At 60.0% G+C, this 19949-nt stretch carries 20 protein-coding genes; 10 read left to right on the plus strand and 10 right to left on the minus strand.

The genetic code is table 11. The features are described 5' to 3' along the window. Positions 1–46: 46 nt before the first annotated feature. The 4 genes from ACVHNU_RS26695 to ACVHNU_RS26710 all read right to left on the minus strand — a co-directional run bounded on the left by ACVHNU_RS26695 (position 47) and on the right by ACVHNU_RS26710 (position 4088). On the minus strand, positions 47–319 hold the full coding sequence (locus ACVHNU_RS26695) for an oxidative damage protection protein (RefSeq protein WP_003220737.1): 273 nt from the start codon (positions 317–319) through the stop codon (positions 47–49). Continuing rightward, a complete protein-coding gene (gene mutY, locus ACVHNU_RS26700) occupies positions 316–1383 on the minus strand; it encodes an A/G-specific adenine glycosylase (RefSeq protein ID WP_473018614.1) in 1068 nt (355 codons plus the stop codon). Before mutY ends, ACVHNU_RS26695 begins: the two co-directional genes overlap by 4 nt. Beyond that, entirely contained in the window at positions 1380–3605 is a 2226-nt protein-coding gene (locus tag ACVHNU_RS26705; RefSeq protein WP_473018615.1) for an AsmA family protein, read from the minus strand. Before ACVHNU_RS26705 ends, mutY begins: the two co-directional genes overlap by 4 nt. A gap of 78 nt (positions 3606–3683) precedes the next feature. Then, positions 3684–4088 (minus strand): acetyl-CoA sensor PanZ family protein, encoded by a 405-nt coding sequence (locus ACVHNU_RS26710; RefSeq protein WP_338800570.1) that lies wholly within the window; start codon positions 4086–4088, stop codon positions 3684–3686. Positions 4089–4311: 223 nt separating this feature from the next. Between ACVHNU_RS26710 and ACVHNU_RS26715 the strand changes: the two genes are divergently transcribed. The 7 genes from ACVHNU_RS26715 (at position 4312) to ACVHNU_RS26745 (ending at position 10123) form a co-directional block, all read left to right on the plus strand. Beyond that, the gene (locus tag ACVHNU_RS26715) at positions 4312–5976 is read left to right on the plus strand and encodes an OFA family MFS transporter (RefSeq protein ID WP_103520112.1); all 1665 of its coding nucleotides are present in this window, start codon (positions 4312–4314) and stop codon (positions 5974–5976) included. A 265-nt stretch (positions 5977–6241) separates the two neighbouring features. Continuing rightward, on the plus strand, positions 6242–6835 hold the full coding sequence (hisB, locus tag ACVHNU_RS26720; protein ID WP_007909204.1) for an imidazoleglycerol-phosphate dehydratase HisB: 594 nt from the start codon (positions 6242–6244) through the stop codon (positions 6833–6835). Further along, positions 6835–7473 (plus strand): imidazole glycerol phosphate synthase subunit HisH, encoded by a 639-nt coding sequence (gene hisH, locus ACVHNU_RS26725; RefSeq protein ID WP_003220749.1) that lies wholly within the window; start codon positions 6835–6837, stop codon positions 7471–7473. The genes hisB and hisH overlap by 1 nt, the downstream gene beginning before the upstream one ends. Beyond that, on the plus strand, positions 7474–7734 hold the full coding sequence (locus ACVHNU_RS26730; RefSeq protein ID WP_103485273.1) for a DUF2164 domain-containing protein: 261 nt from the start codon (positions 7474–7476) through the stop codon (positions 7732–7734). 42 nt (positions 7735–7776) lie between these two features. Next, entirely contained in the window at positions 7777–8514 is a 738-nt protein-coding gene (gene hisA / locus ACVHNU_RS26735) for a 1-(5-phosphoribosyl)-5-[(5-phosphoribosylamino)methylideneamino]imidazole-4-carboxamide isomerase (protein WP_473018616.1), read from the plus strand. 9 nt (positions 8515–8523) lie between these two features. Further along, positions 8524–9294 carry an imidazole glycerol phosphate synthase subunit HisF gene (gene hisF, locus ACVHNU_RS26740; protein WP_003220755.1) on the plus strand — a complete coding sequence of 257 codons (771 nt, stop codon included), beginning with the start codon at positions 8524–8526 and terminating at the stop codon, positions 9292–9294. Positions 9295–9367: 73 nt separating this feature from the next. Next, entirely contained in the window at positions 9368–10123 is a 756-nt protein-coding gene (locus ACVHNU_RS26745) for a substrate-binding periplasmic protein (RefSeq protein ID WP_003220757.1), read from the plus strand. On the opposite strand, the gene ACVHNU_RS26750 is transcribed toward ACVHNU_RS26745, so the two are convergent. From ACVHNU_RS26750 to gpmI, 6 genes are all read right to left on the minus strand, one after another. Next, a complete protein-coding gene (locus tag ACVHNU_RS26750) occupies positions 10104–11408 on the minus strand; it encodes a Vps62-related protein (protein WP_262143475.1) in 1305 nt (434 codons plus the stop codon). The genes ACVHNU_RS26745 and ACVHNU_RS26750 overlap by 20 nt on opposite strands. 210 nt (positions 11409–11618) lie before the next feature. Further along, on the minus strand, positions 11619–13097 hold the full coding sequence (locus tag ACVHNU_RS26755) for a S1 family peptidase (protein ID WP_473018617.1): 1479 nt from the start codon (positions 13095–13097) through the stop codon (positions 11619–11621). Between the two features lie 134 nt (positions 13098–13231). After that, complete coding sequence (locus tag ACVHNU_RS26760; RefSeq protein ID WP_473018618.1) at positions 13232–14008, minus strand: divergent polysaccharide deacetylase family protein; 777 nt, start codon at positions 14006–14008, stop codon at positions 13232–13234. A 2-nt stretch (positions 14009–14010) separates the two neighbouring features. Next, positions 14011–15330 carry a S41 family peptidase gene (locus ACVHNU_RS26765; RefSeq protein ID WP_201136030.1) on the minus strand — a complete coding sequence of 440 codons (1320 nt, stop codon included), beginning with the start codon at positions 15328–15330 and terminating at the stop codon, positions 14011–14013. Positions 15331–15361: 31 nt separating this feature from the next. Further along, entirely contained in the window at positions 15362–16648 is a 1287-nt protein-coding gene (locus ACVHNU_RS26770) for a murein hydrolase activator EnvC family protein (protein WP_003220768.1), read from the minus strand. Between the two features lie 253 nt (positions 16649–16901). Further along, positions 16902–18431, minus strand: a complete 1530-nt coding sequence (gene gpmI / locus ACVHNU_RS26775) for a 2,3-bisphosphoglycerate-independent phosphoglycerate mutase (RefSeq protein WP_262143477.1) — start codon at positions 18429–18431, stop codon at positions 16902–16904. A 154-nt stretch (positions 18432–18585) separates the two neighbouring features. On the opposite strand from gpmI, the gene ACVHNU_RS26780 reads away from it, so the two are divergent. From ACVHNU_RS26780 to secB, 3 genes are read left to right on the plus strand one after another with little or no spacing between them, the layout of a single operon-like run. Then, entirely contained in the window at positions 18586–18999 is a 414-nt protein-coding gene (locus ACVHNU_RS26780; protein ID WP_003220772.1) for a rhodanese-like domain-containing protein, read from the plus strand. Between the two features lies 1 nt (position 19000). After that, positions 19001–19255 carry a glutaredoxin 3 gene (gene grxC / locus ACVHNU_RS26785; protein WP_003220774.1) on the plus strand — a complete coding sequence of 85 codons (255 nt, stop codon included), beginning with the start codon at positions 19001–19003 and terminating at the stop codon, positions 19253–19255. Between the two features lie 57 nt (positions 19256–19312). Further along, a complete protein-coding gene (secB, locus tag ACVHNU_RS26790) occupies positions 19313–19798 on the plus strand; it encodes a protein-export chaperone SecB (RefSeq protein ID WP_003220776.1) in 486 nt (161 codons plus the stop codon). Positions 19799–19949 lie beyond the last annotated feature (151 nt).

The following is a 19949-nucleotide window of genomic DNA, read 5'->3' on the forward strand; positions in this document are numbered from 1 at the left end:
TTAAATTAATTCCGTCGCTTACGATCCGACCCCCGATTTTGCGGGTTTACTCTGCAGGCGGAACGTAGCCTTCAGCCTTGGCGTAATCCTCGCCGGAGAAGTACTTGTCCATTTCGCCCTGAAGATATTTGCGGTCTTCGGCGTTCATCATGTTCAGACGCTTTTCGTTGATCAGCAGGGTCTGGTGTTTCTGCCAGTCAGCCCAGGCCTTGGCCGAGACGTGGTCAAAAATATCCTGACCTTTGGCGCCCGGGAAAGGAGCGCGTTCCAGCGCGGGCAGTTCTTCTTTGTACTTGCGGCACATGATGGTGCGGGTCATGACGACTCTCCTGCGTTCAATACGGCGGCCGCGCGTTCGAGCAAGGTTTTGACCGGGGCGGCAAGGCCCAGGCGCGGCGGGGTGGCGAGGTTATACCAGAGCCAGTCGGCCTCGGCCACGTGCTGACCGGCCTCCTGTACCTGAACCAGCCAGGGTTCGATGGACAGCTGGAAATGGCTGAAGGTGTGGACGAGGCTTGGCAGCGCCTGCTGCTCGCCCATGGTCAGCGAGTGCTGGTCGGCCAGATGTTGCAGGTCGTCGAGGTCATCGAGTTCCGGCAGGCTCCATAAACCGCCCCACAGACCTGTCGACGGGCGACGATAAAGCAGAATCGCGCCTTCGCTGTTGGCCAGCAGCGGCATCAGCGTGCGTTTCTGCGGGATGGCCTTGCGCGGTTTGGGAATCGGGTAGCGCGTCTCCAGGCCAAGCATGTGTGCCTCGCAGCCCTTTTCCAGCGGACACAGCAGGCAGCTCGGCTTGCTGCGCGTACACAGCGTGGCGCCAAGATCCATCATCGCCTGGGTGTAGGCGTTGACCCGATCGTGCGGCGTGAAACGCTCTGCGTTGGCCCACAGCTGTTTGGCGACCTTCGGCTCACCCGGGTAACCCTCTTGCGCGGTAAAACGCGCCAGAACGCGTTTGACGTTGCCATCGAGGATCGGCGCGCGCAGGCCCATGCTGATGCTGGCGATAGCCCCGGCGGTGGACAGGCCGATCCCCGGCAGATCCGTCAGCTTTTCGACGTCCCGCGGAAATTCGCCGCCATACTGGCTGACGACGATCTTCGCGGTCTTCTGCAGATTGCGCGCGCGGGTGTAGTAACCCAGCCCGGTCCATAGATGCAGCACTTCGTCCTCCGGCGCTTCGGCCAGCGCTTGCACTGTTGGCAGCGCGGTCATGAAGCGGTCGAAGTAATTGAGCACGGTGCTGACCTGGGTCTGCTGCAACATGATCTCCGAGACCCATACCCGATACGGATTGATGTCTTGCTGCCAAGGCAAATCGTGGCGGCCGTGGCGGTCGAACCATTCCAGCACCGCCGTGGAAAACTGCTCCGCTCTCATCGCTTGAACAGCCCTTTCAATGCGTTTTTCAATTCCGGGCTGACCTTGTCGCCGAGTTTTTCATCGATCTTTTCGCTGAGTTTGTCACCGGCGATTTTGGTCGCGACCTGGCCGAGACGTTCGTTATCCACACGGCAGGCCTTGGCGCCCAGCTCCAGCGGGCCACGGCAGCGCAGCGGCCACTCGATACCGACGAATTTCTCGCCGACCTGACAGGCCGGATCCGGCATGGCGCTGGTGTCGCCCTCGACGATGATGCCGACGCGGTAATCCATGCCCAGCACTTTCAGGTCGATGTCGCCGTTGCCGTTGACGGTCATGCCCGGGATGCGCACTTTCAGGTCCGGGTTGCTCGCCACGCCGTTGCGCAAGGTCAGGTTGCCCTTGAGTTCCTGGAACGGTGTGTCCTTGCCTCGTGGCTCGCCGCTGAGGGTTTTGCGATTGAGGGTGGCGATGCCTTTGCACAGTTGCTGTTCAAGATTGGCGTTGAGCAGCACGCCGTTGTTGATCACGAAACTGGCGTTGCCGTTGAGGGTTTCGATCAGCGCCTGCTGACTGTTGCCGCTGCCGGTGAAGTTGCTGGTCAGCGTGACCAGGCCTTTGACCGGCGGATTCTTGCCCTGGCTTTCGAGAATCCTCTCGGCCGGCACGCGGTTGATTTTGGTCTGCAGATTGAGCACGGGGGCGCTCGGGCGTACGTCGAGGGTGCCCTTGGCTTCGAAGTCGCCGCCGTATAGCTCGCCGCGCAGGTTTTGCAGGGTCAGCAGGCCGCTCTGGCCTGTGGCCTTGAGTGCAGCGTTCTGGATCGGCAGTTTGTCGAGGGTCAGTTGGCCGAAGGTCAGGTCGGCATCGACGTCGAGTTTGGCCAGACGCTCGACCGGCAGCAGACGCTCGGTGCTCCAGGCGCTTTTGCTCGGTTTGTCCGGCAGCGGTGTGCTGCCGGCGCCGGCCATGGCATCGGCTTCGGTGCTGGCGACTTCGGCCTGACGCACTTGCGTGGCGTTTTTGGTCTTGTCCGATTTCGGCGGCAGGTAGCGGTCGACATCAAAGGTGTCGGCCTTGAGGATCGCGCGCAGCGACTGCTTGGCGAAGTCTTCCACGGCAATGCGCCCGCTGAAGCTGCTGTCGTCGAGTTTCAGGTTGACGTTGTCGAAAGCCACGCTGGTTGGCGTGGCGGCCACGCGGCTGACCAGTTCGACTTTGCTCAGGCTGCCGGGCGCCATGGCGGGCAACGTCTGACCGATGCTGTCGACGAATTTCGCCAGATCGAACTGGGCGATCGAGATCCCGCCAGTGATCTGCGGGGTCTTGTCGAGGTCGTTGGCCTTCAGCTCGCCGAGGGCGCGCAACTGGTTGGCGGAGATCTTGATCCCGGTCCATTCGGCGACATTCGCTGCCTTGTCCAGGGAGATCTGGCCTTGGGCGGAGAAGGTCATGGCCTTGCCCTGCAGTGGGTCGCCGGTCAGTTCGCCGGACAGTTTCATGTCTTCGAACTTGTAACGTTGCAGGGCGCGTTCGATGCGCAGCTCGCCATTGAGCTCGGTGCGTACCCGCAGCACAGGCTGATTGGTGCTGAGGAACGCCGTGGCTTTCAGCGGAATGTTGGTCGAGTCGTGTACCGCACCGGTGCTCAACTGAATGCTTTCGGCGCTGTACTGCTTGCCGGTCTGCTCGTCGTTGTATTCAACGCGGGCGTTATTGACCGTCAGGCTGTCGATGTCGAGGCGGATCGGCTGCGGCGGTTTTTCCGGCTGGGCAGGGGCTTCGGCAGCAGGTGCGCTGGCAGGCGCCGGGCTGCCGGCGGGCGCGGCGGCTGTCGGCAATTTGCCGATATCTTCCCAGTTGCCGTGGCCGTTCTTGTCGCGTTTGAGGCGCAGGTTCAGGCCTTCGACACGCACATCGCTCATCTGCACTTCACGGCGCAACAGTGGCAGAACGCGCACGGACAGGCCGAGCATCTGCAGGTCGGCATACGGTTCGGTCGGGTTGATCAGGGTGGCGATGCTGGCTTCATGCAGTTCCAGGCCGAGCCACGGGAACAGGCTCCAGCCGATATCGCCATTGAGCGTCAGCTCGATGTGGGCCTTGTCGCGGGCTATCTGGCGGATCTCGTCTTTGTAGTCGTTGGGATCAAACAGGTGGGTCAGGGCGAAGCCCGCCGCCACAATGATCAGCAACAGCCCGAGAAGTACCAGACCCAGGATTTTGCCGAACGCTTTCATGGGCGAGTCCTTGTAGTTAGTCGAATTCGTAATTTAGCCGGGGAGTATAGCGCTGCATCCGCCCGGTTCGGGGCGCTGTCATGTCGCGATGACTTCCAGCGGCACTTGCAGTTTGGCGGCCAGCGCCTGCGTTTCAAGGTGTCCGGCCGGTGCCAGCAGGCGCAGTTGGGCTCCCGCTTGCGACGCCATTTTCTGCGCTTGGTTCACCAATCGCTCAGCCACCCCACGGCGCCGGGTGACTTTTCGTACACATAAATGCGACAAGTACCAAATCCTGTCGTGCCTTGTCAGGCGCGCCGCACCGAGCAGTCGGTCGTTGAAACGTCCTGTAATCAAAGACCCGTCCGCCAGGCTGCTTTCGATCAACTGGGCGTCCCCGGAATACGGCGCGAACAGCCACTGCGGAGCGTCACGATAGATCTTCTGCAAATCCTGTTGATCCTGGTAACTGGCATCGTTCAGCGCTTGGACAACGATCGGCATGGCTTTTTCCTGAGGGGGCGAGATCAGATGACACGAAAAAGGTGATATCAGTTTGGTTTTTCTGTCACGTGCAAATGGTAACCTTCGCCGGTTCGTCCGTCCTTCTGCGACTTAACGTCGCGCCTTCAAGGAGCTTCACCTGAAAAAACGGTCATGCCTGCGTGCATAAAGGCCGAGGGTGAACAGTGGCTGGCGAACAATACTAATAATTGGGGGATACACAATGAGCACGAGTATCACGGCGGACGGCCTTCGCGCCGACCAGCCTGCGTTCCTGTCCAAGGAACGCATCATCGCCAAGCCCGGTTTCAACCGCTGGCTGGTTCCACCGGCCGCGCTGGCCATCCACCTGTGCATCGGCATGGCCTACGGTTTCTCGGTGTTCTGGTTGCCGCTGTCCAAGGCGCTGGGCGTCACCGCGCCAGTGGCTTGCGCGCCGGACATGAGCTTCATCGCTCAGGTCTTCTCTTCGCAATGCGACTGGCCGATCTCCATGCTCGGCTGGATCTACACCCTGTTCTTCATCTTCCTCGGCTGCTCGGCAGCGATCTGGGGTGGCTGGCTGGAACACGCCGGGCCACGCAAGGCTGGTGTGGTGTCGGCACTGTGCTGGTGCGGCGGTCTGCTGATTTCTGCACTGGGGATCTATACCCACCAGATCTGGCTGATGTGGATCGGCTCTGGCGTGATCGGCGGTATCGGTCTGGGCCTGGGCTATATCTCGCCGGTATCGACCCTGATCAAGTGGTTCCCGGACAAGCGCGGCATGGCGACCGGCATGGCGATCATGGGCTTTGGTGGCGGCGCGATGGTCGGTGCACCGTTGGCGACGGCACTGATGAGCCACTTCGCTTCGCCTGCCGGGGTCGGCGTGTGGCAGAGCTTCGTGGCCATGGCGGCGATCTACTTCGTGTTCATGATCGGTGGCGCTCTGGCCTACCGCGTGCCGCCAACCGGCTGGAAGCCTGAAGGCTGGACCGCGCCGGCGAAAAAAGCCTCGAACGCGATGATCACCCACCGTCACGTGCACGTGAATGTGGCGTGGAAAACCCCGCAGTTCCGTCTGGTGTGGCTGGTGCTGTGCCTGAACGTATCCGCCGGTATCGGCATCCTCGGCATGGCTTCGCCACTGCTGCAGGAAGTGTTCGGCGGCAAGTTGCTGGGCGTTGACGTGCCGTTCGGTCAACTGGATGCCGGGCAACTGGCTTCGATTGCCGCGATCGCTGCCGGCTTCACCGGCCTGCTGAGCCTGTTCAACATCGGTGGCCGCTTCTTCTGGGCCTCGTTCTCGGACTACCTGGGTCGCAAAAACACTTACTTCGTGTTCTTCGCCCTCGGTTTTGCCCTGTACGCGCTGATCCCGAACATGGGCCATCTGGGCAACGTTGCGCTGTTCGTGGCGGCGTTCTGCATCATCCTGTCGATGTACGGCGGTGGTTTTGCGACCGTTCCGGCGTATCTGGCCGACCTGTTCGGCACGCAAATGGTTGGCGCGATCCACGGTCGCCTGCTGACCGCCTGGGCTGCGGCCGGTGTGCTCGGTCCGGTGCTGGTGAACTACCTGCGCGAGTATCAACTGAGCATCGGCGTTGAACGCGCTGCCGCTTACGACATCACCCTGTACATCCTCGCGGGCCTGCTGGTGCTGGGTTTCCTGTGCAACCTGCTGGTTCGTCCGGTGGCCGACAAGTACTTCATGACCGACGCCGAACTGGCTGCCGAACAGGCGCTGGGCCACGACAAAGGGGCTGATGCGAGCACCGTGCTGGAGTGGAAAGCCGCACCGGGCAGCAAGCCGCTGGCTGTGGCTGCATGGCTGGTGGTGGGTATTCCGTTGGCGTGGGGTGTGTGGGTGACCCTGCAGAAGACGGCGGTACTGTTTCACTAAGTAAAAACGTAATACCCCTGTAGGAGTGAGCCCTGCTCGCGATAGCGGTCTGACAGTCGACAGAAATGTTGACTGTGAGGCCCTCATCGCGAGCAGGCTCACTCCTACAGTTGTTTTGGGGTGCCTGTAATGGCTTGTATGGACATGTCTACCCGCGACAGCCGGGGCTTCTGTCCGTCAGGCATATCACGTCTCGTGTTTCTGTTTCGGCCCCGCGTGCCTATAATGGCTGCCTTTTTCGCCCAATGATTTTGCGGAGCTGGTGATGGCCGAACGTAAGGCGTCTGTCGAGCGCGACACTCTGGAAACCCAGATCAAAGCCTCGATCAACCTTGATGGCACCGGAAAGGCCCGATTCGATATCGGTGTTCCTTTTCTTGAGCACATGCTGGATCAGATCGCCCGTCACGGGTTGATCGACCTGGATATTGAATGCAAGGGCGATCTGCATATCGACGACCACCATACCGTGGAAGACGTCGGTATCACCCTCGGCCAGGCCTTCGCCAAAGCCATCGGCGACAAGAAAGGCATCCGTCGCTACGGCCACGCCTACGTGCCGCTCGATGAAGCGCTGTCGCGTGTGGTGATCGACTTCTCCGGCCGTCCAGGCCTGCAGATGCACGTGCCGTACACCCGCGCCACCGTGGGCGGCTTCGACGTCGACCTGTTCCAGGAATTCTTCCAGGGCTTCGTCAATCACGCGCTTGTCAGCCTGCACATCGACAACCTGCGTGGCACCAACACCCACCACCAGATCGAAACCGTGTTCAAGGCTTTCGGCCGCGCGCTGCGCATGGCTGTCGAGCTGGATGAGCGCATGGCCGGGCAAATGCCATCGACCAAAGGCGTTCTGTAATGCAGACGGTTGCAGTTATCGACTACGGCATGGGCAACCTGCACTCGGTGGCCAAGGCCCTCGAGCACGTCGGCGCCGGCAAGGTGCTGATCACCAGCGACGCGGACGTGATCCGCGAAGCCGACCGCGTGGTGTTCCCCGGCGTTGGTGCGATTCGCGATTGCATGGCGGAGATCCGTCGTCTCGGTTTCGACTCGCTGGTGCGTGAAGTCAGCCAGGATCGTCCGTTCCTCGGCATCTGCGTCGGCATGCAAGCCCTGCTCGACAGCAGCGAAGAGAACGACGGCGTCGACTGCATCGGCCTGTTCCCGGGCGCGGTGAAGTTCTTCGGCAAAGACCTGCATGAAGACGGCGAGCACCTGAAAGTGCCGCACATGGGCTGGAACGAAGTGCAGCAGAAGGTCAGTCACCCGTTGTGGCACGACATTCCGGACAAGGCGCGTTTCTACTTCGTGCACAGCTACTACATCGCTGCCGCCAATGCGCGGCAGGTAGTCGGTAGCGGTCATTACGGGGTCGATTTCGCAGCAGCGCTGGCCGAAGGCTCGCGTTTCGCCGTGCAGTTCCACCCGGAGAAGAGCCATACCCATGGCCTGCAATTGCTGCAGAACTTCGCCGCGTGGGACGGTCGCTGGTAAATGGCCGCCAAGAAGTCCAAACCGCCGATCCTGACCCTCACTCCCGAGCAGGAGAACGAGGCCAGCCGCAAGATCCAGCGGTTCATGGAGGATCGGTTCGAACTCGACCTGGGTTCGTTCGAGGCGGCGGAAATTCTTGAGCTGTTTACCCGCGAAATTGCTCCGCACTATTACAACAGGGCGATTTTCGATGTGCAGACCCACCTCAAAGAGCGGTTTGAAAGCATCGAAAGCGACCTGTGGGCGCTCGAGAAAAACTGATTTCCGAGCCAAGCTGAACATTCAAATTTGAAGGTTTGCCAGATGCTGATTATTCCCGCTATCGATCTTAAAGACGGTGCCTGCGTACGTCTGCGCCAGGGCCGCATGGAAGATTCCACAGTGTTCTCCGATGACCCGGTGAGCATGGCTGCCAAGTGGGTGGAGGGCGGTTGCCGCCGTCTGCATCTGGTCGATCTGAACGGCGCGTTCGAAGGCCAGCCGGTCAACGGCGAAGTGGTGACCGCGATCGCCAAGCGCTACCCGACCCTGCCGATCCAGATCGGCGGCGGTATCCGCTCGCTGGAAACCATCGAGCACTACGTCAAGGCGGGCGTGAGCTACGTGATCATCGGTACCAAAGCGGTGAAGGATCCGGCGTTCGTCGCTGAGGCCTGCCGCGCGTTCCCGGGCAAAATCATCGTCGGTCTGGATGCCAAAGACGGGTTCGTCGCCACCGATGGCTGGGCTGAAATCAGCACCGTGCAAGTCATCGATCTGGCCAAGCAGTTTGAAGCCGACGGTGTGTCCTCGATCGTTTATACCGACATCGCCAAAGACGGCATGATGCAGGGCTGCAACGTACCGTTCACCGCTGCGCTGGCGGCAGCGACGAAGATCCCGGTGATTGCTTCCGGCGGTATCCACAATCTGGGTGACATCAAGTCGCTGCTCGACGCCAAGGCGCCGGGCATCATCGGTGCAATCACTGGCCGGGCGATCTACGAAGGCACCCTCGACGTCGCTGAAGCGCAAGCTTTCTGCGATGCATACCAAGGCTGAGGACTGACCATGGCGCTGGCCAAACGCATCATCCCTTGCCTGGACGTGGACAACGGCCGGGTCGTCAAAGGTGTGAAGTTCGAGAACATCCGCGATGCCGGTGACCCGGTGGAAATCGCCCGTCGTTATGACGAGCAGGGTGCCGACGAGATTACCTTCCTCGACATCACCGCCAGCGTCGATGGCCGCGACACCACACTGCATACCGTCGAGCGCATGGCCAGCCAGGTGTTCATCCCGCTGACCGTCGGCGGCGGCGTGCGCACCGTGCAGGACATTCGCAACCTGCTCAATGCCGGTGCGGACAAGGTTTCGATCAACACCGCAGCGGTGTTCAATCCGGAGTTCGTCGGCGAAGCCGCGCAGCATTTCGGCTCGCAGTGTATCGTCGTCGCCATCGACGCGAAAAAGGTCTCCGGCCCGGGTGAAACCCCGCGCTGGGAAATCTTCACCCACGGCGGGCGCAAGCCGACCGGTCTCGATGCAGTCGAGTGGGCGAAAAAAATGGAAGGCCTCGGTGCCGGCGAGATCCTGTTGACCAGCATGGATCAGGACGGCATGAAAAACGGCTTCGACCTCGGTGTGACTCGGGCGATCAGCGATGCACTGGGCATCCCGGTGATCGCTTCCGGTGGCGTCGGCAATCTGCAGCATCTGGCCGACGGCATCCTCGAAGGCCACGCCAGCGCGGTACTGGCGGCGAGTATTTTTCACTTCGGTGAATACACCGTGCAGGAGGCCAAGGCCTACATGGCGCAACGCGGAATTGTCATGCGCTAAACCGTACAGGCCAGTGGACAGCATGGCGTACCCAAGGCACTCTTGGGCACGCCATGGATTCCGGTAGCCCGACATGATCAAACGCCTGCTTCTTGTTCTCGCCAGTGCCTCTGTGTTGTTGCTCAACACGGCGCGGGCCGAAAACAGTCCCGACACCGATCTGGTGCTCCTCACCGAAAACTTCCCGCCCTACAACATGGCGAAAGACGGCAAGAATTTCGCCAAGGGCGAGAACATCAACGGCATTGCCGCCGACATTGTGCGCGAAATGTTCAAGCGCGCCGGGCTCACCTACAGCCTGACGCTGCGCTTCCCGTGGGAGCGGGTCTACAAACTGGCGCTGGAAAACCCCGGTTATGGCGCCTTCGTGATGGCCCGCCTGCCGGATCGCGAGAACCTGTTCAAATGGGTCGGCCCGATCGGTCCGGACGACTGGATCATGTTGGCCAGGGCCGACAGCAAGATCACCCTCGACACCCTCAACGATGCACGCAAATACAAGATCGGCGCCTATAAGGGTGACGCGATTGCCGAGACGCTGGCCAAGCAGGGCCTGAAGCCGATCGTGGTGCTGCGTGATCAGGACAACGCGAAAAAACTGGTCAATGGCCAGATCGACCTGTGGGCCACGGGTGATCCTGCCGGGCGTTATCTGGCGCGGCAGGATGGGGTCACCGGACTCAAGACCGTGCTGCGCTTCAACAGCGCCGAGTTGTACCTGGCGCTGAACAAGGACGTGTCGGATGCAACGGTCGCCAGGTTGCAGGCGGCGCTGGATCAGATGCGCAAGGACGGTGTGGTGGACGAGATCATGGGACGGTATCTATAGCGGTCGGCAACGCCTTGTCCGCAGTATCGTGGCTGCATTCATCCAGCGGATATTGCAGCAGATGCAGGTTTTCGCACTCGGTGTAGCCGAGGTTGATCCCTGCCTGTGAACCGTCTCCACGCACCAACTCGTAGAAACTCTCCAGTTGATACACCGCGACGAACTTGCCTTTGCCGGCCATGGCGAGGACTTGGGTGACAAACGCAGTCTGCCAGCCACTGCTTGAGGTCTCGCTGTGGGTGAACTGGCTGTTCAATCTCGCCGAGAACGGCAGTGATGGCTGAGCGTCTGCCGTCGTTGTCCACGGCCCCACGAAATTGATCGCTGTGAGCTGCGTGAACAGGCGCAGCATCTTGGAGTTCTGCAGTCGCTGCGCCGTCCACTTGAACGAGCAGGCCTGGTCGCTCGTGTTGTGTCCGCTCCCGACCAGATAGTAGTGATCGGTTCTTTCCAGACGATAGAGGGGGCTGGTGCGCAGTTGTTCCAGGGGTGACAGGTCATCCTTGATGACGAACCAGGGAAGTTCGACGACTTGAGCAAGCGTGGCCGCCGCGTGGATTTGCGAAACGTTCGATCCGGAAAGCGTCGGCAGCGAGGGCGCCGACAGGATCTGCGGCGCGATCTGCATCCGCAGTGAGTAAGCGCCGCCATCGCCCTCGGGTTTGCCGAAACCGTTGGCCGCCACAAAAGTGCCTGGCGCGAAGTGAATCTCTCCCGGCGGTGCACTGCGCGGCGCAATGCTCCAGGCACTGAAGCTCTGTCTGGCGCCGCTGCCCTTGTCATTCCAGATCAGCTCGCCGACGTCTGATGCGATCACCAGATCGGCACGCACACAGCGAACTGCATTGACTGAAGGTTTTTCATGATCGTTGGAGCAGACCGCTCCCATGGCCACATAACCTTGCGGGGCAAGCGGTCGCCATACGGCCCCGTCTTTCTTCGATTTTGAGCCGGAGTCTTTCCAGATCAATTCGAAGTCGTCCGGGCGGCGTAATGCCGGGCCCCGGGTTGGATCCGCGCTGGGGGTATCGGCCTCGCAAACCACGGCGACCACGGTGCTGCCGTTAATGTTGTCGTGTCCGGCAATGAACACATCGCCGAGCGGGAAGTAGCCCGGCAATACATCCGGCGCTGGTGTCGGCCGCCAGAAAGCCGCAGGTTTTGCCCGCGAGCCGGCGCTGTCCCAGATTCGGTGGTATTCCGTGGTGAACTGGATCAGCAAGTTGTCGTGTCTGATCGGCTCGATTGGCCTGGATGGCGCTGCGGCCTGTTCATGAATGGTCATAGTCACTCCTGATAGTTGAACGACGACTCAAGGGAGTCGCGACCCGTTGCAGGTCTCACTATCGGTATTCGCGCCAGGCCTTTGGCGGTAACTATGTATTTAGCGTAGTGACCGGATATTTCCGATAGACATCATCCTGGCCATTGGCAGCCTTGCGCTTCTTCTGTTGCCGTTGATGCAGAAGCACAAGGCTGCGGGGCGCCGTTCAGATCAAGGGGCGCGATTTTTGAGCGTTTCCCATTGCAGGATGTATTCCTTCAGCACTGAGCGCTGATTGTTGGTATCGAGGGCATACATGCAGAATTTCATGGGGAAGTTGCTTTCTCGGCGAACCCAATTGTATTTCGGAACGGTATACCCCTGCGGATCGACGCAACGGGTTGTATCCGCGGGGCCGGCTTTTACTTCATAACGATCAATACCCTCGATGTTCCTTTTCGGCCAGAGGAATATCACTCGGTCTGTTTCTTTGTCATAGAAAGCGTCCAGGGCAGGAGCAGGTGTCGGGCCCGCATCAATCAGATAGGTGGGAACTGTCACGGCATTGCGATAAGTTCCGGCGGGTAATACTTCGCTGGTATCGTCCGTGGCGATAATGCAAAGGTTATTAGTCCCGGTTTCAGGACCCATTGGAACATTCAACCGAGTGGGGCGGGTGTCGCTGTTGATCGGTTGGCTGTAGCCTTCAGGCTTTTCGCAATCGAGTGAGTCGGTAGTACGTTTGGTTCGAATAAATCGGGTGCTGGCGGTTATTTCGAAGTTCCACGCGGGATACACATAACTGCCTTGCGTAGTTACGCTGATTTTTGCGTGCATTGGCAGTTCGGCGGGTAGCCTGATGGAAGCTGCCGGAAATAACTCGCACACCTGTGGGTTGGTATTGAGTTTGCCATCGATAAAGCAATTGTTGAAAACCGAGGTTGAACTACCGTAACTGCCGCTCGGCATCTGGCCGTAGCCGGGCAACGGCGTCAGATGGGCTGCAAGCGTACCCAGAACGCCATAGACTTCGTTGGTCGCTCGAACAATGACAGGGCCCCCGGAGCTTCCGGAGGCAACGTCTTTGCACTGATTGCTGAGACTATGCCGCCAGACCCAGGGCTTTTCGAAAATGGCCGGCGAAGGTACATGGGTACAGGCTGAAATTCGTAATGGCGCTCCACCGGGTCCGTGCACAATCAGAATGTCGGTGTTTTCGGCCGGTGGTTGTTCGGCCAGCTTCATGGGCGTGATGCCCTGTGCCAGAAGTTCGCCTTGTGACATCCCTAGTTCCAAAAGAGCCACATCGACACCCTGAATACTGCTCCAGGCTACTTTTTTCAGAGGGACGGCCTTGCGGGCATCCGGTGTGTCATTGAAATGGTTGAAGGTGATCGTGCCTTCGATGGGGTCATCTATTCGCATGACGCCATTTTCCTTGCCCACGCAATGTGCACTGGTGAGCGCATAGGCAGAGTCGGACGCATCAGAGCTGTTTGTGTCGATCAGAAAAGCGGTGCAGGTAAGTTGCCCAGGGCTTTTGTATACGCCTATTCCGTTCCAGTAGTTATAGTCACCGTCCCGGTTTTTCAGGTAATAAGAGGAGGAGAAGTTCTCAACGCCTTTGCCATAATCCACTGGGATGGAATAAGCAGGCAGCGAGAATGCAGGAAGTAATAAAAAGCCTGTGTAGATGTTCTTTAAGTTCATGGCCAGTCCTTGGCGAGTGTGTTGGGGTGCAAGACTGGCGCAGAATAAATGAGTTTTGTTGTTAGTGAATTTCCAAGGTGTTGCTATTTGTTGGATTTGGCGCGGGGATAATAAGCAGTTAATTAGTTGGCCGGTTAGCGATAAATACCATTTTTCCCGTGTGCAGCGGTCGCCCTGTTGCTCCGCACGCTGATCATCTGCTTGATGTCGATCCACTCGATGCCCTGAGCTTTCAGCTTCGGCAATTCACGCTCCAACACTGCCAGCGTCTGCGGGTACGGGTGACCGATCATCACCGCCGATCCCTGTTTGCGCGCCAGGCTGATGGCGGTCTGCAGTTGGGTGAAAATCGCCGCTTCGGTGCGCTCGTCATCGAGGAATACATCCCGCGAAACACTCGCCAGATCGATCTTCTGTGCCTGCTGCGCCGCCACGGTTTGCGCACTGGTGCGGCTGTCGACGAAGAACTTGTGGCGGCGTTGCAACTCACCCATCAGCCACGCCATCGCCACCGGTTGCGCGGTCATGCGACTGCCCATGTGGTTGTTGATGCCCGCGGTGTAAGGGACCATTTTGAACGCGGCGTCGAGGCGCTTTTGCAGCTCTTCGAGCGGCAGTTCGGGGTGCCAGGCGTACGGGCCGGTGGCCGGATCCATCGGCATGTGCAGGATCACGATCTTGCCGGCGCGATGGGCTTCGCGGGCGAATTCGGTGGCGTGCGGGGTGTCGGGCATGATCGCCGTGGTCACCGGGCCGGGCAGGGCCAGCACGCGGCGATCCCGGGGCAGGTTCTGTCCCAGGTCGTCGATGATCAGCGTCAGATAGGCTTTTGGCGGGGTAGTGCTGGGGGGTTCTGCGTGCGCAGCACCCCCCAGACAGCACAGCAGGACGAAGAGGAAACGCAAAGACATCCTCAACGGCCGGACGTGATGCTCAGCCCTTTGAGCAGGCTCAGGGCCTGGGCCAACTGGTAATCGTCATCCTGCGGCATGGCCTTGGCCTTCGCGCCGGAACCGGTCGGCTTGTCTGCGCCGCCGTTGCCGTTGCCCAGGTGGCCTTGCAGGTCGGCTTCCTTGAAGTAGTCGCCGTCCGCTTCGTTGGTGATCTTGGCCTTGCGCACTTCGATGTCCGGGACAATGCCCTGGGCCTGGATCGAGCGGCCGTTCGGCGTGAAGTACAGCGCCGTGGTGATCTTCAGCGCGCGGTCGTTGTTCAGCGGCAGCACGGTTTGCACCGAGCCCTTGCCGAAACTGGTGGTGCCCATGACCACCGCGCGTTTCTGGTCCTGCAGGGCACCGGCAACGATTTCCGACGCCGAGGCGCTGCCGCCGTTGATCAGCACCACCATCGGCACCGCTTCGCTTTCGTCCTTGCCGGTGGCGGAGAAGCGCAGTTCGGAGTTGGCGATTCGGCCTTTGGTGTAGACGATCAGACCTTTCTTGATGAAGTGGTCGACCACTTCCACTGCCGCCTGCAACACACCGCCCGGGTTGTTGCGCAGGTCGAGGATGATGCCGTTGAGCTTTTTGCCGTTGTCTTTGCGCAGCTTGGCCAGGGCCTTGGAGACCTCTTCGCCGGTCTTGACCTGGAACTGGGTGATGCGGATGTAACCGTAGCCCGATTCCAGCAGCTGCGCCTTGACGCTCTTCACTTGAATCACGGCGCGCGCCAGGGTCACGTCGAACGGCGTGCCGCCGTCGCGCACCAGAGTCAGGGTGATCTTCTGGCCGATCTTGCCGCGCATCTTGTCCACGGCTTCGGTCATGGTCTGGCCGCGAGTCGGCTGACCGTTGATCTTGACGATGAAGTCGCCAGCCTGAATGCCAGCCTTGGACGCAGGCGTGTCGTCGATTGGCGACACGACTTTTATGAAGCCGTCTTCCGAGCCGACTTCGATACCCAGGCCGCCGAATTCGCCGCTGGTGCTTTCCTGCAGCTCGGTGAAGTCTTCAGGGCCCAGATAGGCGGAGTGCGGATCGAGGTTGCTGAGCATGCCCTTGATCGCGTTTTCCAGCAGGGTCTTGTCGTCCACCGGCTCGACATAGGCGGCTTTGATTCGATCCATGACCTCGGCAAAGGTACGCAACTCTTCCAGCGGCAGCGGTGCCTTGGAGGTCGCGGCAGTACCTGCCGGAGCGACGGCCGGGGCCGGTTGAGCAGCGAACGCCAGAGGCGCGCCGATCACCACAGCGATCGTCAGGGCCAGCGAGGTAAGGCGGGACAAATGCAGCATGTCGAACGAACTCCTGAATTAGGCGACGCGCTTATCCTTGCGCGTGACACCATTGCGCCGGATCACTCGGGTGACCCTGCTGACGAATTGCGAAATACAGCGCTGGTGTGTCCTGACCGCCACTGTTACCGACAGTGGAAATCGACTCACCGGCTTTTACTACGTCACCGGCCGACTTGAGCAGTGTCTGGTTGTGACCGTAAAGGCTCAGATAACCATTGCCGTGATCAAGGATCACCAGCAGCCCGGCGCCACGCAACCAGTCGGCGAACACCACGCGCCCGCCATGCACGGCATGCACCTGGCTGCCTGCAGCGGCGCTGATCATCACGCCATCCCACTTGGTCCGGGCATCGTCGCCACGGCTTTCGCCGAAGCGTGCCAGCAATCGACCATCAACCGGCCATGGAAGTTTTCCCCGGGTTGCGGCAAAAGGGCCGCCAAAGGTCTCGCCGCTGCTGGACACCAGTGCGCCGGGGGTTGATCTGGCGGGTTTTCGTGGGGCGTCGCTGTTTTCAGCCTGCGCCTCACGCAAACGCTTTTTTTCCGCTTCCTGCTGGGCGATCAGCGCTTTCTGCCGCGCTTCTTCTGCCTCACGAGCCTGGCGGGCCAGGGTTTCTTCAATGGTTTTAAGGACTTTAGACAGGTCTGCCTGATCCTGCTCGCGGGCGGCGAGTTTCTGGTCGCGGGCCTTCACATCATCGTTGAGCTTGGCGAGGACTTGCTGGCGTTCCTTGCGGACCTTTTCCAGCTCGTCGCGCTGGGTGTCGAGGCTGCTTTTCTGTACCAGCAATTGCGCCTGTTGCGTGGCGATGTCTTTTTCGACATTGGCCAGTTGGCGCAGGGTTTCGTTGAAGTTCTTCAACTGCTCCAGGCGGGCCTGGCTCAGGTAATCGTAATAGGTGAGGGTGCGGGCGAATTTCTCGGGATTCTGCTGGTTGAGCAGCAGCTTGAGGTATTCCTGACGGCCGTTCTGGTAGGCCGCGCGGGCCTGGATGGCGATCAGTCGCTGCTGTTCAGTGCGCGCGCTCTGGAGTTTTTTTTTCTCCGCATCGAGCCGCTGCAGCTCGGATTCGCTTTTCTTCAGCTCTTTCTGCAGGGCATCGACCTGCTTCTCGAGCTTGCCCATCTCGGTTTCAGTGCCCTTGAGCTCTTTCTGCACGCCGGATTTTTCTTCCTGCAGCTTGCCCAGCAGCTTTTTCAGCTCGGCAATGTCCTGACGCGTGGCATCCAGCTGCTGTTGGGTTTGCGCGCGCTCGTCAGCGAAGGCCGGTTGGAGCAGGCATGTCAGAGCGAGGGCGATCAGGACGCGGAGCATAGAGGCGGGCGGCACCAGGGTAATGGACGGCCTAGTATGCCCGCCCGAGGCTGCAAAAAAAACGCCCAATTGGGCTTGTGTGATAACTGGCTGGAGATACAGCTGAAAATAATCTTTGAAACAACCATAAACAAATGTAGGAGTGAGCCTGCTCGCGATGGCGTTCTCACATTCAACAGAGTAGTTGACTGTCAGATTGCTATCGCGAGCAGGCTCACTCCTACAGGGTTTTGCGGTGTTTTATGGATTTGGTTCAGACCAGAATCGACGTACCAGTCATTTCCGCCGGTTTTTCCAGACCCAGCAGCATCAGCATGGTCGGCGCCACGTCCGCCAGTACGCCACCTGCACGGACCTTGAGGTCACGCTTGCCGACATAAATGAACGGCACTGGCTCGGTGGTGTGCGCGGTGTGAGCCTGGTGGGTTTCTTCATCGGCCATTTTTTCGACGTTGCCGTGGTCGGCGGTGATCAGCGCTTCGCCGCCAACCTTTTCCAGCGCTTCGACGATGCGCCCGACGCAGGTGTCCAGGCATTCCACGGCCTTCACCGCAGCGTCGAACACGCCGCTGTGGCCGACCATGTCGCCGTTGGCGTAGTTGACCACGATCACGTCGTAACGCTGATGCTCGATGGCATCGACGATGCGGTCGGTGACTTCCGGCGCGCTCATTTCCGGCTGCAGGTCGTAGGTGGCGACTTTCGGCGACGGGATCAGGATGCGCTCTTCGCCCGGGAACGGCTCTTCACGGCCACCGGAGAAGAAGAAGGTCACGTGTGCATATTTTTCGGTTTCGGCGATGCGCAGCTGGGTCTTGCCGTTCTTCGCCAGATAGTCGCCAAGCACGTTTTCCAGGCTGCCGGCGGCGAAGGCCGACGGCGCAGGGATACTGGCGGCGTATTGGGTCAGCATGACGAAACCGGCCAGTTTCGGCTGGCGCGCGCGCTCGAACTCCTTGAAATCGTCCTCGACGAATACGCGGGTCAGCTCGCGGGCGCGGTCGGCGCGGAAGTTCATGAACACCACGGCGTCGCCGTCTTCGACCTTGACCGGCTCACCGATGGTGGTGGCTTTGACGAATTCGTCGCTCTCGCCACGGGCGTAGGCGGCTTCGAGGCCTTCCTGGGCCGTGGCGGCGTTGAACTCGGCGTTGCCGTCGACGATCAGGTTGTAGGCCTGGGACACGCGGTCCCAGCGGTTGTCACGGTCCATCGCGAAGTAGCGACCGACGATGCTGGCGATACGGCCCTTGCCAAGCGCCTGGAAGGTCGCGTCGAGCAGTTCGATCGACGACGTGGCGCTTTTCGGCGGCGTGTCGCGACCATCGAGGAAGGCGTGCAGGTAGATTTTTTCGGCGCCGCGCTTGAAGGCCAGTTCGGCCATCGCGACCAGGTGATCCTGATGGCTGTGCACGCCGCCATCGGACAGCAGGCCCATGAAATGCACGGCTTTGCCGGCGGCCACGGCTTTATCCACAGCGGCGCAGATGGTCGGGTTCTCGAAGAACTCGCCGTCGCGAATCGCTTTGGTCACGCGAGTGAAGTCCTGATACACCACGCGCCCGGCGCCGAGATTCATGTGACCGACTTCGGAGTTGCCCATCTGGCCGTCCGGCAGGCCGACGTCCATGCCGCTGCCGGAGATCAGGCCGTTCGGCACTGTGGCCCAGAGACGATCGAGCACAGGCTTCTTCGCCGCATACACGGCATTGGATTCGTGGCTGTCACTGTGACCGAAGCCGTCGAGAATCATCAGGACCAAAGGTTTAGGCGTGGTAGTCATGGAATCCACTCGTGGCTAATAAAGAAGAGGGCGTTGAAAAAGGGAGTGGCGAGTTTAATGCTTAGTTCCGACCACGTCACCGCCGGACGGGGTTTGGCCCACCCTAGGGGCTGTGTATACTGGCCGACATTTTAACGCCCTGGAACCTCCTTCGATGGTTGCTCACCTGATTGAATTTGCCACTAACCACTACATTCTTGTCGGTATCTTCGTCGTATTGCTGGCTTTGCTGCTGGCGCACACGATGCAGGGCGGCGGTAAAAGCCTGAGCACCGGCGAACTGACCGCACTGGTCAACAAGGACGCAGGCGTGGTGGTGGACATCCGTCCGGCGAAAGATTACGCCGCCGGCCATATCGTTGGCGCGATCAACATTCCTCAAGACAAGCTGGCTGCGCGCATCGGCGAGCTGGAAAAGCACAAGGCCAAGACCATCATTCTGGTCGACGCTCTGGGCCAGACCGCTGGCACCCACGCTCGCGAGCTGATGAAATCCGGCTTCACCGCCGCCAAGCTGTCCGGCGGGATCTCCAGCTGGAAAGGCGACAACCTGCCGCTGGTGAAGTGATATGAGCGAAGTCATCGTCTACTCCAGCGATTACTGCCCTTACTGCATGCGAGCCAAGCAATTGCTCGCGAACAAAGGTGTGGCCTTCGAAGAGATCAAGGTCGATGGCAAGCCGCAGATTCGTGCTGCCATGAGCCAGAAGGCCGGACGCACGTCCGTTCCGCAGATCTGGATCGGCGAAAAGCACATCGGCGGTTGTGATGATTTGTATGCCCTGGAGCGCGCCGGCAAGCTCGACGCGCTGCTCAAGGCCTGAACGGCTGCACCCACGTACAGCAATCCCTAAAAGACCCAAGATCAGAAAGGATCTGAGATGACTGACCAACAGAACACTGCAGCCAGCGAAGAAGAAACCGCACCGCAATTCTCCTTGCAGCGCATCTACGTACGCGACCTGTCCTTCGAAGCCCCGAAAAGCCCGGCGATCTTCCGCCAGCAGTGGGACCCGACCGTCGGTCTGGATCTGAACACTCGCCAGAAAGAGCTGGAAGGCGATTTCTACGAAGTCGTGCTGACCTTGTCGGTTACCGTGAAAAACGGTGACGAAGTGGCCTTCATCGCTGAAGTGCAACAGGCCGGTATCTTCCTGATCAAGAACCTGGACGCGGGTTCGATGAGCCACACCCTGGGTGCGTTCTGCCCGAACATCCTGTTCCCGTACGCTCGCGAAACCCTGGACAGCCTGGTAACCCGTGGCTCGTTCCCGGCCCTGATGCTGGCTCCGGTGAACTTCGACGCCCTGTACGCGCAAGAGCTGCAGCGCATGCAGGCAGCGGGCGAGACGCCGACCGTACAATAAAAGCTTCGTTTGCCCCATGAAAAAAGCGCCGTTTAAAGGCGCTTTTTTCATGGGGCAAACGAAACCTTCGTGTAGGAGCTGCCGCAGGCTGCGATCTTTTGATCTTGTTTTTGAAGATCAAGATCAAAAGATCGCAGCCTGCGGCAGCTCC

The organism is Pseudomonas sp. Ors-4-3C (assembly GCF_055755035.1).

Coding starts and splice junctions, on each gene's coding strand:
- ACVHNU_RS26755 (WP_473018617.1), bottom strand. CDS start 13,097: ATGAACTTAAAGAACATCTACACAGGCTTTTTATTACTTCCTGCATTC.
- ACVHNU_RS26765 (WP_201136030.1), bottom strand. CDS start 15,330: ATGCTGCATTTGTCCCGCCTTACCTCGCTGGCCCTGACGATCGCTGTG.
- ACVHNU_RS26760 (WP_473018618.1), bottom strand. CDS start 14,008: ATGTCTTTGCGTTTCCTCTTCGTCCTGCTGTGCTGTCTGGGGGGTGCT.
- ACVHNU_RS26705 (WP_473018615.1), bottom strand. CDS start 3,605: ATGAAAGCGTTCGGCAAAATCCTGGGTCTGGTACTTCTCGGGCTGTTG.
- hisF (WP_003220755.1), top strand. CDS start 8,524: ATGGCGCTGGCCAAACGCATCATCCCTTGCCTGGACGTGGACAACGGC.
- secB (WP_003220776.1), top strand. CDS start 19,313: ATGACTGACCAACAGAACACTGCAGCCAGCGAAGAAGAAACCGCACCG.
- grxC (WP_003220774.1), top strand. CDS start 19,001: ATGAGCGAAGTCATCGTCTACTCCAGCGATTACTGCCCTTACTGCATG.
- ACVHNU_RS26780 (WP_003220772.1), top strand. CDS start 18,586: ATGGTTGCTCACCTGATTGAATTTGCCACTAACCACTACATTCTTGTC.
- ACVHNU_RS26710 (WP_338800570.1), bottom strand. CDS start 4,088: ATGCCGATCGTTGTCCAAGCGCTGAACGATGCCAGTTACCAGGATCAA.
- ACVHNU_RS26730 (WP_103485273.1), top strand. CDS start 7,474: ATGGCCGCCAAGAAGTCCAAACCGCCGATCCTGACCCTCACTCCCGAG.
- mutY (WP_473018614.1), bottom strand. CDS start 1,383: ATGAGAGCGGAGCAGTTTTCCACGGCGGTGCTGGAATGGTTCGACCGC.
- ACVHNU_RS26695 (WP_003220737.1), bottom strand. CDS start 319: ATGACCCGCACCATCATGTGCCGCAAGTACAAAGAAGAACTGCCCGCG.
- ACVHNU_RS26750 (WP_262143475.1), bottom strand. CDS start 11,408: ATGACCATTCATGAACAGGCCGCAGCGCCATCCAGGCCAATCGAGCCG.
- ACVHNU_RS26770 (WP_003220768.1), bottom strand. CDS start 16,648: ATGCTCCGCGTCCTGATCGCCCTCGCTCTGACATGCCTGCTCCAACCG.
- hisB (WP_007909204.1), top strand. CDS start 6,242: ATGGCCGAACGTAAGGCGTCTGTCGAGCGCGACACTCTGGAAACCCAG.
- gpmI (WP_262143477.1), bottom strand. CDS start 18,431: ATGACTACCACGCCTAAACCTTTGGTCCTGATGATTCTCGACGGCTTC.
- hisA (WP_473018616.1), top strand. CDS start 7,777: ATGCTGATTATTCCCGCTATCGATCTTAAAGACGGTGCCTGCGTACGT.
- hisH (WP_003220749.1), top strand. CDS start 6,835: ATGCAGACGGTTGCAGTTATCGACTACGGCATGGGCAACCTGCACTCG.
- ACVHNU_RS26745 (WP_003220757.1), top strand. CDS start 9,368: ATGATCAAACGCCTGCTTCTTGTTCTCGCCAGTGCCTCTGTGTTGTTG.
- ACVHNU_RS26715 (WP_103520112.1), top strand. CDS start 4,312: ATGAGCACGAGTATCACGGCGGACGGCCTTCGCGCCGACCAGCCTGCG.